This window comes from Limosilactobacillus albertensis, from assembly GCF_014145555.1.
Classification (GTDB): Bacteria; Bacillota; Bacilli; order Lactobacillales; family Lactobacillaceae; genus Limosilactobacillus; species Limosilactobacillus albertensis.
In genome coordinates this window covers 15,953-29,747 of sequence record NZ_JACIVD010000065.1, presented here as the reverse complement: position 1 = coordinate 29,747, position 13,795 = coordinate 15,953, and the positions used below count along the sequence as shown (strand labels likewise).

The 13,795-nt window shown below is 39.1% G+C and carries 11 protein-coding genes; 4 read left to right on the top strand and 7 right to left on the bottom strand.

All coding sequences use genetic code 11. The features are described 5' to 3' along the window. Positions 1-100: 100 nt before the first annotated feature. From gtfA to H5S41_RS06745, 4 genes are all read right to left on the bottom strand, one after another. The gene (gene gtfA, locus H5S41_RS06760) at positions 101-1,558 is read right to left on the bottom strand and encodes a sucrose phosphorylase (protein WP_182597721.1); all 1,458 of its coding nucleotides are present in this window, start codon (positions 1,556-1,558) and stop codon (positions 101-103) included. Between the two features lie 19 nt (positions 1,559-1,577). Continuing rightward, positions 1,578-2,795: an MFS transporter gene (locus H5S41_RS06755; RefSeq protein WP_182602784.1), complete on the bottom strand. Its 1,218-nt coding sequence runs from the start codon at positions 2,793-2,795 to the stop codon at positions 1,578-1,580. A 309-nt stretch (positions 2,796-3,104) separates the two neighbouring features. Then, positions 3,105-4,439: a dipeptidase gene (locus H5S41_RS06750; protein ID WP_182602783.1), complete on the bottom strand. Its 1,335-nt coding sequence runs from the start codon at positions 4,437-4,439 to the stop codon at positions 3,105-3,107. Between the two features lie 12 nt (positions 4,440-4,451). Next, a complete protein-coding gene (locus H5S41_RS06745; RefSeq protein ID WP_182602782.1) occupies positions 4,452-5,969 on the bottom strand; it encodes a YfcC family protein in 1,518 nt (505 codons plus the stop codon). Between the two features lie 156 nt (positions 5,970-6,125). On the opposite strand from H5S41_RS06745, the gene H5S41_RS06740 reads away from it, so the two are divergent. Next, the gene (locus H5S41_RS06740) at positions 6,126-7,070 is read left to right on the top strand and encodes a Dyp-type peroxidase (RefSeq protein WP_182602781.1); all 945 of its coding nucleotides are present in this window, start codon (positions 6,126-6,128) and stop codon (positions 7,068-7,070) included. Between the two features lie 263 nt (positions 7,071-7,333). After that, complete coding sequence (abc-f, locus tag H5S41_RS06735; RefSeq protein ID WP_220483252.1) at positions 7,334-8,806, top strand: ribosomal protection-like ABC-F family protein; 1,473 nt, start codon at positions 7,334-7,336, stop codon at positions 8,804-8,806. 57 nt (positions 8,807-8,863) lie between these two features. Here the strand turns inward: abc-f and H5S41_RS06730 are convergent, their stop codons facing one another. Further along, entirely contained in the window at positions 8,864-9,580 is a 717-nt protein-coding gene (locus H5S41_RS06730; protein ID WP_182602780.1) for an alpha/beta hydrolase, read from the bottom strand. Between the two features lie 242 nt (positions 9,581-9,822). Between H5S41_RS06730 and H5S41_RS06725 the strand changes: the two genes are divergently transcribed. Continuing rightward, positions 9,823-10,851 (top strand): YeiH family protein, encoded by a 1,029-nt coding sequence (locus H5S41_RS06725; RefSeq protein WP_153709857.1) that lies wholly within the window; start codon positions 9,823-9,825, stop codon positions 10,849-10,851. A 59-nt stretch (positions 10,852-10,910) separates the two neighbouring features. On the opposite strand, the gene H5S41_RS06720 is transcribed toward H5S41_RS06725, so the two are convergent. Further along, a complete protein-coding gene (locus tag H5S41_RS06720) occupies positions 10,911-11,447 on the bottom strand; it encodes a flavodoxin family protein (RefSeq protein WP_182602779.1) in 537 nt (178 codons plus the stop codon). A 192-nt stretch (positions 11,448-11,639) separates the two neighbouring features. Continuing rightward, a complete protein-coding gene (locus H5S41_RS06715; protein ID WP_182602778.1) occupies positions 11,640-12,554 on the bottom strand; it encodes a PLP-dependent cysteine synthase family protein in 915 nt (304 codons plus the stop codon). 307 nt (positions 12,555-12,861) lie between these two features. Here H5S41_RS06715 and hemH point away from each other — a divergent pair, with 307 nt between their 5' ends. Next, the gene (gene hemH, locus H5S41_RS06710) at positions 12,862-13,794 is read left to right on the top strand and encodes a ferrochelatase (RefSeq protein WP_182602777.1); all 933 of its coding nucleotides are present in this window, start codon (positions 12,862-12,864) and stop codon (positions 13,792-13,794) included. Position 13,795 lies beyond the last annotated feature (1 nt).

The window sequence follows — 13,795 nt, the reverse complement described above, 5'->3', positions numbered from 1 at the left end:
GAAAATTTCTAGCCCCGCTCTTTTTATAGGCAGTTTATTAAGAGAGAATTAAGCGTTTTTGGAAAGGACAACTGCCTATTTTGAGAGAGATTATGAACTACTATTTTTGTTCCATAACCTTTTCACCATTAGCAGTAACAGTGAAAGTCTTGTTAGCGGCATCGGCGTCAAGAACAGCAACATTCTTGCCATCCTTGTCCTTCCGCGTAATCTTGATAGTAGTTTCAGTTGGTGTTTCAACTTCAATTGAGCCATCAAGATCAAATGCTGCAAACTTATTCCGCCATGCGAGTAAGTCTAAGAGATTCTTAACTACCGGACGTTGAACTTCCTTTGCAACTTCTTCTTTAGTGTAGTAGTGACGATTAATGTTACGGCCTTCCTTAGTCTTTTCAAGTAATTCAAGATCGTTTGAACCAGCGAGTAAACCAACGTAGTAAACCATTGGGATACCAGGAGCAAAGATTTGGAATGCACGAGAAAGCAAGTAAGCTTTGTCATTGTCACCTAAAGCAGAGTAGTAAGTAGAATTGATTTGGTAAATATCCAAATTATTGTATTCTGCACTTGAGTACTTCCGCTTAACATTAGCACCAACTTTGTACAATTCATTTGATGCATATTCAATTTCGTCATCAGTCAAAATATCCTTTGCATCAACTACCCCAATACCATCATGAGTGTCAAGAGTAGTGAATTGCTTCATTGGTGACATCTTTAACCATTTAGCAAGGCGGTTAGTCTTACCAGAATAAAGGGTGTAAAGAGTAGTCATTGGCAAGGTAAAGTCATAAATAAAGAAGTCATGTTCTGAAATCTTTTGTGGAATAGTGTAGTGTTCGTGAATTTCAGGAAGAATGATTGCCTTGTATGGTGCTAAAATATCTTGAACTTCATTTAAGAGGTCCCAAATTTCAGGTTCAACGAAGAAGTCATTAGTACCAACTTTCTTGATAGCGTAAGCGAATGCATCAAGACGGATCATATCAGCACCATGCTTAACCATATCGATTAATGTTTCCTTGAAGAATTCATTGGCAACCTTGCTCTTAACATTGATGTCGATTTGTTCTTCACCAAATGTATTCCACAAGTTTTCAGTCGTGCCGTCATCAAAAGTAATTTCTTGCTTAGGAGCTTTATCCTTCCGCTTGTAGATTAAGTCAACATCTTCTTGAGTTGGGCGGTTTTTACCAGCCTTTTCCCAGAACTTTTCCCAACGAATAAAGAAATCATTGTACTTGGAATCATCATGTTTCTTCTTAAAGTCTTGGTACATTTCTGACTTCTTTGAAATATGGTTAATCATGAAGTCAAACATTAAGTAGTAATCTTCACCAAGTGCTTCAACATCATTCCAGTCACCAAATGCTGGATCAACAACATCGTAACGGTAAGGTGCAAATCCGCGGTCACCAGTTGATGGGAAGAATGGAAGTAAGTGAACTCCACCAATAGCGTCACCAATGTACTTCTTTAATACTTCATGAGTTTCCTTAATGTCTTTCCCCATTGAGTCAGAGTAAGTAATTAACATTGCTTCATTTTTGATTGGCATAATAAAAACCTCCAATAAATTAGTTAGCTTGTTTTGAGCGACGAGTTGCAAAGAAAATAATCAAGGCAATAACTATTAGCATTACCCCATAGATTGGGAACGGAGCAGCAAGATCCATTCCGCTAAGTGGACGTCCCATTAACCGGTTCATCCACTCAGCAATTGTTGGTGAGAAGAAAGCTCCAAAGTTAAAACCAATAAGTACCATTGATGTTACTAAAGGCTGACGTTTAGCAGGAGCTAGGTCTGGCAACAAGTTGAAAATCAATGGGGAAACTAATTGTAATGGGAAACCGATTAAGAGCAAACCAATTACCAGCATTACAAAGTTGCCGTTAGCAAAGGCAAACAAGAAATTTGAAATGGCCATTAATCCGAGACCGAGGTAAACAGTATTAAAACCAAGAACCTTGTTAATTGATCCGTAGAACAAACCACCGAGTGTTGCTCCGATTAACATTAATGAAAGGAACATTGAGGACCCAGTATAATTGCTTCCCTTGATTGCAACTGCTAAACCAGGGAAACGATTTTCCATTCCGACATAGTCAACAACTAATAAGAAAGCAAAGAGAACAAGCAAGTAAACTACCGGACTAATCTTTTTAATCGGTTCGTCTTCTTCAGTTAATTCTGCAGCAAGGTCATCTTCAGCAACATGGTTATCTTGCGCCTTACTATCATCAGGAACACGGATTGCAAAGAAGAAGAGAACAATAAAGGCAAGAAGATATACGGCAAATGATGCATGCCAGCCAGCGTAGCTAAGGATTAAACCAGCAATAGCAAGGGTACATGCCTGACCAATTTGCTCAGCAGCAGCACGCCAGCCAAGCATTTGAGCGCGGGTAGTACCTTCATACCAAACCGAAATCATTGAAATAGCTTGAGAGTTGTATAAACCAAATCCTGCTCCCAAGACTAACCGGGAAATTAAAATCGCGGTGTAGTCATTGGCAAACATCGGTACAATCCCGGCAAGACCAACGATTGTAACTCCGGCCATAATGATCTTTTTATCAGAAATGTTAAACCATTGTTGAAGTAATGGTGAAAGGACAACGAAAATCATTACAGCAAATGATGGAGTTGTAACTAAATATTCTGACTGTGTTTGTGAGATTCCGAGTGCCGCCTTCAATTGCGGTAAAGAACCTTGGATGGCATAAGCACTCGTAACCATGAATGAAACTGACAAGAATGCCAATTTTGTAACAATGGAATTTTTGTTATTCATAATTAGTAGGTACTCTTTCTATAGGATTATTGATAAACGTTTATCATTACTGTACACCAATAATATACAATGAACATTTCAAAATGTCAAACGATTAACAAAGATTTTTTCTTAAAAATTGTAATCCATTTCATTGTTATTGTAGTGCGATTTAAATGAAAGAAAATGAAAACAGATGATGGCGCTATTTCGAGTTGCTTTTTTAAAGATTGTGCAAGACTATACATTGTCGTTTTAAAATTAATTTATTAAAAAAGAGTAAAGCACTGATGAGGTGAATTACCGCTTTACTCTCCTTAAATTTAACAATCAGTCAATACATAGCTTCTTAATTGCCTGTGCATAAATCTCCATCGCTTTATACATATCCGGTAATGGCCACTGCTCATTTGCCTGATGCATGTAGTCTGGCGTTGTTGGTAACATTCCACCAAAGGCAACACAGTTATTCATCGTCCGTGCAAATGTTGCACCGCCTGAAATTTGTGGTTCAGCATCAACATCACCTGTTTGTTCTTTATAAACCTTCATTAATGTCTGAACTAATTTACTATCTTTAGGAACATACAACGGAGCTAAATAATCGAAATGGATGTACTTAAGATCATATTTTGCTACTTGCTTACTTAACTTTTCTAATAATTTATCACGATCAACTGTTACCGGAATTCGTAAATCAATTTGCATCCGCGTTTCATTTTCATTAATTTCAAGACTAGAGATATTGAAAGTGAGTTGCCCGGATTCATCATGAACATCGCCAAGCACGTTACTTCCTGTTGCGTCTTCCTTAAATAGCTTTCCAATAAAATCAAGAGGCTTAAAATCGAAAACATCATCAAGAGCAATCGCTAACCGTAATACAGCATTTGTTCCTTCAGGGGCCATCATGGCATGAACTGACTTACCAATAACAGTAATCGAATTGTCATCACTAGTATACTCAAAACCATGTTTATCTAAGGCTGCTTTAACCTCATCCTGCTTTGGTCCATCATATACTGCACTATCTGGAACGGCATTAAAAGCATTCTTTAGGTTAAGCTTCAACTGACTAGTTCCCGGGCCAACAAGATAAGACTGCTGAAGGCCCTTTTCGGCATAAATTAACGGGAATTCCGCGTCTGGAGAAATGCCGCTATCAATTGGGGCTTCCTTTTTATTATATTCAGCAATTCCCCGCCACAAAATTTCCTCATCAGTTCCATAAATAAACCGAATCCGCTGGTTAAAATGGTACCCTTGATCCATTAGTGCTTTAACAGCATATAAGGCTGCAATTCCAGGCCCCTTGTCATCCTGCGAGCCACGTCCATAAACCGCATTATCAATTACTGTTCCCTTAAACGGATTGTGTTGCCATTTTCCTAAATCACCTGCTGGAACCGTATCAAGGTGACAAATTATCCCAAAGAGCTTATCACCGCTGCCGACTTCCGCATAACCATAGTACCCATCAGGATCCTCATAAGTTTTAAATCCTAGCTCGTCACAAATCTTCATCATTTCATCAAGGGCATTGCGAATTCCCCGTCCAAATGGCGCACCATCTTCTGCCTGTTGGTTATATGACGGTACAGAGATTAATCGTTCTAAAGTCTTAACGGCTGCCTTCTGTTCATCTTCTGTAATAATCTTATCCATTAGATTCTCCTCCTACAGTAATGCTGCAATTCCCAAGAATACACAAGTAGCAATAAAGAGATAAATCATTAATTTCAGCATCCACTTCCACCAAATACCGACATTAATGTGGGCAATTGCTAACGCCCCCATAACAACCCCAGATGTAGGCGTAATTAAGTTAACCCAACCGGAAGCGGCTTGGTAAGCAGTAATTACCAAACTACCCGAAACATGAGCAAAATGTCCCATTGGTCCGATAATTCCCATTGTTGCTGCTGCTAAACCTGATGTCGATGGGATTAGGAACGACATTGGAATATAGAAAATATATGTCAGAATAATGAATACCGTTTGCGATAATCCATGAAGGCCTAATTCTCCCCAGTGAAGGACAGTCCCAGTAATCATCCCGTTGTTCATTACTACTTGAATTCCCCGAGCAACCGCAACAATAATTGCAACACTCAAGAAATCACTCATTCCAGCCATAAAGGCATCGACAAATTCGCTTTCCTTCATATGATAAACCGCCATAATTAAGACTGACATAAAAAGAAATAGCATTGTAATTTCATTGAAGTACCATGTCCCAAGAGGTGCCATATCGTGACCCAATAAATCACCTAAAAATGGAATGCTGACTAGCCACTTTGTAAATTTATCGAAGAATGTCCAGTGACTATTAAGATTAGACCATGGGATTAAACCAAGGATCATTACAACAAAAGTAATTCCAAATAACCAGATAACGGTCTTTTGCCGACCAGTCATTTTGTGGTCATCATTTGGACTAGCCTTTACTAAGAAATGTTTTTCATCTTCTGCCCGTTGGTTGTAAACCAAAGACTTAGTGGGATCCTTCTCAATTACCGAAGCATAGTGATAAACATAAAGAATACTAATAGTAATTGTAATAATTAAAAGTATTACCCGGGAAACTAAGCCATCACCAGGTGAAATATTCAACGTTTGAGAAGCAACACCAGTGGCAAATGGGTTAACGGTTGAAGCTAAGCACCCTACTTGACTTCCAACTAAGGCAATCGCTACGGCAACAATTGAGTCAAATCCTACTCCCATCATGACAGGGATTAATAATGGATAAAACGCGATCGTTTCTTCACCCATTCCATAAGTTGAACCACCGAGGGCAAATAAGAGCATGAGGATTGGAATCAATCGTTTTTCACGTCCCTTATAACGTCGAACAATTGAAGTAATTCCTTCATTTAAGGCATTTGTCTTGTTAATAACTCCTAAAAAGCCCCCAATAACGAGGATAAAAAGCGAAACAGAAATTGCACCATCGGTTTGCTTGTCACCAACCATCCCGATAACCGGTGCCATAAAGATATCCCAAATTCCCTGAGGCTTGTTTGCCACCGTCTTATATGTACCGGAAATAATATTTCCTGCCTTATCTGTCTCATATGTCCCTGCTGGAATAATCCACGTTAAAATTGCAATTAAAATAATAATTAAAAATAAAATCGTAAACGCAGTAGGCATATGAAACCGATGCTTTTTCTTTGTCTGTGTTTCCTGCATAAAACCACCCCTTTATAAAAATAATTACACACTTTATTTTAAGGCAGTTTGAAAGCGGCTTCAACTCAATGTGATAACTATTACAATTAAATCGTGAAAGAATGCTATAATTGTCTTGTGATAATATAATGCTCTTTATAAGGAGGAGATCATCTCATGGTAATGAACCCAAATAAAGCTCAAGATGTTTGGAAAGATGCTGGTGAGCATGTTCAATTCACTGTTTTAGAATTAAAGCGCCAGGATCGGGCAAAAGAACAGGAAGCAATTAAGGAATTCGTTGATCGTTTCCAAGCTATTACCCGTTCTCTTCGGATTCGTGATAATAAAGGTAACTTAAAGGTCGCTCTTGGTTTTAGTAGCGATGCATGGGACTACCTCTTTCCTAACGCCCCTAAGCCTAAGGAACTAGAGACCTACCAAACACTCACTGGTCCAAAATATAAAATGCCTGCAGCTGAAGGAGATATCTTCCTCCACATTCGTGCTAATGATGAAGCAGTTGTTTATGAATTTATGGCCCAAATTATGCTTTTCATTAAGGATATTACTAATGTCGTTGATGAAACAAAAGGATTCCGCTATTTTGAAGGCCGTGCAATTATTGGCTTTATCGATGGTACTGAAAATCCTGAACCGCAAGATGCTGCTGATTACGCAATTATTGGCGATGAAGATCCTGTCTTTGAAAATGGTTCATATGCTTTTGCCCAAAAATGGCGCCATAACATGGATATTTGGAATAAACTAACTACTGAAGATCAAGAAAAGGCAGTTGGTCGAAAGAAGTTTTCTGATCTTGAATTAAGTGAACAAGAAAAGTTTAAGAACGCCCACAATGTTGCTTCCCAAGCTGAAATTGACGGTGTTGAGCAAAAGATTGTTCGCATGAACGTCCCATATTCTGACCCTGCATCAGGCAATACCGGAACATTCTTCATCGGCTACTCGCGGCACTGGAATGTTACTAAGAAAATGTTGGAAAACATGCTGGACCAAAACGATTACTTATTAACCTTCTCTGACATTCTTGGCGGACAACTATTCTTTATTCCATCACGCCCAATGTTAGACCAAATTGCTGATGGCGAATTAAATTAATTATTGACAATTTATTTTTAACTTGCTATATTTAGTGCATTGAATTTTAGGAGGGATCATCCATTGAAATTTTAATTCTACACAATTTAACGTATCGCTTACTGTGGATTAACACGGGGAGATACTCTGGGTAGAATTAAATTCAATGACTGATCGTAATGAACCTAGTGCGATATTAATTTCCACTAGTTTAAAAGTCTACCCAGAGTGGTGGGCTTTTTTTACTACCCACCCTTTCTCCGCGTACATGAAAGGGTGATTTTTTGATAGAACCAATTACAATTAACAACTTAACTTTTGCTTATCCCGGACAAGCACCGCTCTTTAAGGATTGCAATTTAAATCTTAGTAGTAACTGGAAGTTAGGATTATTAGGACGAAATGGGCGCGGCAAAACAACCTTATTCAAGATATTACAAAACCGCCTTGATTATCGAGGCCAGGTTCAAACAAATTTAAAATTCGGTTATTATCCATTTGATGTTGCAGATCCTGATGATTTTGTTTGGAATAACCTAAGCAACATGGTTCCCCAGCTTGAACAATGGCAGGTCGAACGGGAGCTCAATTTGATGCAAACTGATGCTGCTTTCTTATGGCAACCATTTAACACCCTTAGCGGCGGTGAACAAACACGAGTAATGCTCGCTTGCTTATTTGCTCAAGAAGGGATCTTCCCCTTACTTGATGAACCGACAAATCACCTTGATCAAGTTGGACGGTCATTGATTGCCCAGTACCTTAAACAAAAAAAGGGTGGTTTCATTATTACTAGTCACGATCAAACATTTCTCGATGAGATTATTGATCATACATTAGTTATTGAGCAGCATCAATTAGTTCTCGCCAAGGGAAATTACAGTAATTATTTTGCTCAAAAGCAACGGCGGGATAGTACAGCAATTAGTACTAATGAACAGCTCTTAAAAGATATCAACCATCTTAAACAGGTCCGTCAAACAAAACAGCAATGGGCACAGCAAGCTGAAAACGAAAAGAACAACAATTCACACGCAGATAAGGGATTCATTAGTGCGAAAGCGGCGAAGATGATGAAGAAGTCAACAATTATGAAGGGCCGCCTTGATAAAGTAATTGAAGATCGGCAAGGCCTTTTGCAAGAGGTTGAAAAGGTCGTCCCGCTTACAATCAACCTTCAGCCAACCCATCATCAGACTTTGCTTAGTATTGACAAACTTTCCCTTAGTTTCCCAGGACACTCTCTTTGTAGCAACCTATCATTGAAAGTCGCCAATCATGAACAAGTCGTCCTTTGCGGCAACAATGGAAATGGAAAATCAAGCTTATTTCATGCTATTCTTGGTGATTTTAATGGTACGCAGGATGGTCAAATCACTATTGGCAGCAATATTAAAATTAGTATTGTTCGGCAAAATTATCTATCTAACCATGGTAGCCTTCAAAGTTTTGCCAAAAATAGCAAGATTGATTATGATACCTTTCTTAACCTTCTCCGTAAACTCGGAATGGCGCGCTCAACATTTAATGTTCCGATCGAGCAAATGAGTATGGGTCAACAAAAGAAAGTCGAACTCGCCCGTTCTTTGGCGCAACCCGCCCACCTGTACTTATGGGACGAACCACTAAACTACCTTGATACCTATAATCAAGAGCAAATTATAAAACTAATTCAGGAAGTTCGGCCGCCAATGTTGATCATCGAGCACGATAAACACTTTATTGATCATGTTGCAACGCAAAAAATTCAAATTTAATTTCCCAGGAAATAATAAAGAGATTGGAATAGTGCTTATTATCCCAATCTCTTTTCCTTATCCTAAATGTAATTCTGTAAACCACTCTAAAAACAGCGGGAACCATTTACCCATATGTTTATCAACACGGTCATTATTAACAATTCCCGTATATTCATTAGCCAGGGCAATTCCATGTCCGCCCGTACTAAATTCGTGAAGTTCAAATGGCACATCATTCTTAACCAAGGCATCGACGTAAACATGTAAATGATCCACGAACGGCGTCACCTTATCCTTAATTGATCCCCACATAAAGGTTGGCGGTGTTTTGGTTGTAACCAAGTTTGCCACATTTTCTGTTGTTACCCCCATCCGTTCGTCAATTGTAGGTTGGATAACCGGATAGCCTAATGCAGCAAACTTGGCTTTTGAAGCTGGCATGTTACTGTAAGCTGCTGCAACCTGCCCGCCAGCCGAGAAACCGATGATCCCCAGTTGCTGAGTGTCAACATCTAATTCTTCTGCATGAGTTGTAATATAATCAAATGCTTGGGCAACAGCAATTTTTGCTTGTTCATAATTTTTATGTTCAAGTACCGGGTAGCGAACGACAAATGTTTGCCATGCGTGAGTTGCAAAAGTTAACGCAACACGTTCAGAGTCACGTTCCATAATCTGGTTATAGCTTCCACCAGGTAAAATTACGATTGCTGGCAATGCATGGTCTGTTTTACTATGGTAAATATCAAGAGAAGAGTATGGTTGTGTCAACTGTATATTTTGAAAATCCATTTTTACACCTCTGTTTATTTCTACTATTCCTAAGTGCAAAGCAATACTATACCTTATAGTATAAACATAAAATCAATAAAGATTAGTAAAACACTTCGCCAAAAAATAATTTATCCATATTAATAATCTATTCGTAAATTTTATTTAGAATGAAAAGGCTTTCTCTTTGTTTTCCCCTTGTTTATTAAATCACTTTTGTTAAAGTTATAAAGGACATTATTTTATGGGGGTTAGAGAATCTTATGAGTATCATGAAGACTAGGTCATTTTGGCTAGCTGCTGTAATGACTTTAATCTGTTCCGTTGCGGGAGTACTTTTAGCTAAGCTCCCCTACGTTAATCTTATTGGGGCTTTGGTTATCGCCTTGCTTTTAGGTATTGCAATGCAAGTAGTACCATCGAGTATCAGGACTGAGGCTGCAGGCGGAATTGGTTTTATCTCAAATAAGTTCTTACGACTGGGAATTATCTTGCTTGGTTTTCGTTTGAACCTTGAAAAGCTTGCCGCTGCAGGTGTTAAAACGATTTTAGTCGCAGCTGTCGGCGTTACTGGAACCATTATCCTTACTTACTGGTTAAGCCGCAAGTTTGGGGCTGAAGATGAATTAGCTATCTTATCAGCGTGTGGTTGTGGAATCTGTGGTGCTGCTGCCGTAATGGGAGTTTCGCCACAAATTGAAACAACTGATGAAGAACGAAAACGCGAAAATGAAGTTCTAGCAGTTGCCGTTGTTTGTGTAATGGGAACAGTTTTTACCCTAATCGAAATTGGAATCAAGCCACTGCTTGGACTAAGTGATCCGCAATTTGGAATCGTTGCCGGAGGATCATTACACGAAATTGCTCATGCTGTCGCTGCCGGTGGTGCATTTGGTGAAGCAAGTCTTGATAATGCTTTAATTATGAAGCTTTCACGGGTTCTTTTACTTGCACCGGTTGCATTAATTGTCGGTTACTGGTATCAACATCGTCTAGTCAAAGAAAGCGAAGAAGAACACACAAAAGAACCAAAGAAACTTCCTATTCCATGGTTCTTAGGCGGTTTTATCCTAACGAGTGTATTAGGAACATTTCTTCCTTTCTCTCCTGCCTTTCTTGATGCGCTTGTGCAAGCTGCTTATATTTTCTTGGGAATGGCTATGGCTGCTCTTGGTGTTTCAGTTAATTTTAAGGTTATCTTTAAGCGTGGCGGTGCTGTTTTCGGAGCTGCCGCAATTAGTTCAGTTTGTTTATTAGTATTTATGATTGTAATGAGTAAGTTATTCTTCTAAAAACTAACAAAACGTTAAATCAAGGATTATTATTAGTCCCCCGATTTAACGTTTTTTCATTATCTAATTGATTTGCCTAAGTCATACGCTTCTTCAACGTGGTTAGTCAATTTTTGTTCATTCCATGAATCGGCTGCCAAAACACTGCCTACTTTGTCCCACCGCATATAATTTAATAATTGGTCAAAATAGAGATTAAGGGAAGCAAAGGCGTCTTCTTGACCATACCCGCTCACTAAAGTAACTGCTTTTTTATTACCATGAAGTTCATGATTATAGTTGTAAAAACGATCAATTACTGCCTTTAGTGCTGCGTTAATCCCATAATAATAAAGCGAACTAACGAGGACAACCATATCGGCGTCTAGTAGCTTCGGCATTACTTCATTGGTAATTATATCGTTTGGTTCAATCGCCACCTCTTGTCCTGGATGATTATCCGCTAACTTAATCATCGAAAATTCATTAACTCGCCGACCTGCATCAAATCGATAAACTTCATTTCCCGCCTCAGAAGCTCCTTTAACAAAAGCATCCGCTAATTGCTCCGAGGTTCCCGGATGGTGTGGACTTCCTGTTAGTACAACAATTTTCATTACTACCGCATCCTTTCTTACTTAATTATAGTAATAATCAATTTAAATTAAAAATAGAAAACCCGCATATAAAAGCATAGTTAAAGTGCATTAACGCCACCAAACGAGAAGCCTTAGCCAATCAAAATGGGAAGAATTTCGCCCTTTCTTAATATATGAGCGGTCCGTAATGAAATGAAAAATATTCATGTTCTAAACCTCATATATATGTTCACTCAAGTAGCGTTCGCTAGAATCAGGGAAGACCGTTACCAAATTTGCCTCTGCTGGTAATTCCTTTGCTACCGCTAAACTTGCCGCCAAGGCTGCTCCGCTAGAACTACCAATGAATAGACCGAGATGTTTAGCAGCCCACCGTACATAGTAAAAAGCATCGTCATCACTAATTGTTTTTACCCCTGTGTAGTCCAAATTTTTAAAGAAAGGCGGAATGAATTCAACACCAATTCCTTCTGTCCGGTGACTGTGAGCAGGTCCGCCATTTAGTATTGATCCCGCTGGCTCAACAACATAGCCTTTAAGGTCAGGATAGGCATCCCTTAACGATTTTTGAATTCCGGCAAACGTTCCCCCGCTTCCGGCACCAGCAACAAAAGCGGCAATTGGCTTATTAGCGAGGTCGGCTAAAATTTCTGGTCCAAGAGTATGCTGATATACATCCGGATTTGCCTGATTTTGAAATTGCAATGGTACATAAGCATCCCCAATTTCAGCTGCTAATTCCTTTGCCTTGGCAATTGCCCCTTTAATCCCCTCTTCACTTGGCGTATTAACTACTTCTGCTCCCAACGCCCGCATCAGCGTTTGTTTCTCATAGCTAAACTTCTCTGGGACTACTAGTTTAACTGATAAATGATGCTTCAACGCCGCTAGTGCAACACCAATTCCCGTATTCCCCGCAGTTGGTTCAATAATCGTCGTCGTTGATTTTACTTTCCCCTCTTCAATTCCGCGTTGAATCAAGGCCATTCCTAAACGATCTTTAATACTGCCTCCAGGGTTAAACATTTCAAGTTTGGCATAAATATTAACATTATTAGGTGTTTCCATTGGCAAGTGCATTAACGGGGTGTGACCAATCAAATCATACGTATTTTCAACTAGCATCAAAAATCCTTCTTTCTCAAAGTATACAAAAAAGGCGCAAATTCAAGAAATATTCTTGGATCTACGCCTTATGTGATATCAGCTTAATAGTAATTCAATTAAAAATGAGTATACCAAAAAGTGAGTCGCATAAGACGCGATTCACAACAACAAGTATTTGCGTTAACAAAATAATTGTTTTTCATCAGTATTCCCTCGTATTTCAAATTATAGTTATCATAACTAGCAAAAAGTAAGTTGTCAAGAAAATTTATGATGACAGGTGTAAAATAAAAAAGAATTATTCTATGACCCAGGAGCGAGATTCATGAAAGAAAACGGACTGTTACTTGTTAATTTAGGTTCACCAGATACCCCGACCACGCCCGATGTTAAACGTTATTTAAAAGAATTTTTAAGCGACCGTAATGTCATTGAAATGCCACCTGCATTATGGCAGCCTTTACTGCGCGGAATTATCATTCCAATGCGGTCATGGCGGTCAGCAACCTTTTACCGAAATTGTTGGACAACAGATGGCTCACCACTAATTGCCCATACTGAACGGCTCGTAAAAAAAGTGCAAGCCTTGATGCCCGATTGGACGGTCAAAATGGCGATGAATTACGGTCACCCGGCAATCAGCGATACAATCACAGCAATGAAAAAAGAATGTCGGCACTTAACCGTTCTTCCGTTATTTCCATTTTTCACTAAAAGTACAACTCAAACCGTTATCGATAAGGTCACCGCAACCGATCCCAACGCAAAAATTATCGATCGTTTTTCGACTGAAGAGGGATACCTAACGTTGCTAACAAAGCAAATTCAAACGGCCTGGGATAACGGAAATTATGATAAGCTCCTTATCTCATACCATGGTATTCCAACAGCGATGGTTAATCATGGCGATCCTTATCGTGATGAAACAGAAGCAGCAACCGCTGAATTAATTAAACGCCTTGATATTCCAGAAGAAAAAATTAAAATGGCCTACCAATCAAAATTCGGTCCAATGCCATGGCTCAAACCCTACCTACGTAACACCCTGCTTAGTGAAGCACAGCTCGGCCACCGCAATGTGTTAGTTGCTGCACCATCCTTTGTTGCCGACTGTTTAGAAACTCTCGAAGAAGATCAAGTTCAAAATTATCAGTATTTTCGGGAAAACGGCGGTGATAACTTAACAATGGTTCCTTCTCTTAACGATTCATCGGAATTTGCGCAATTTATAGCGGAATTAGTAAAGCAAAGGAGATAAT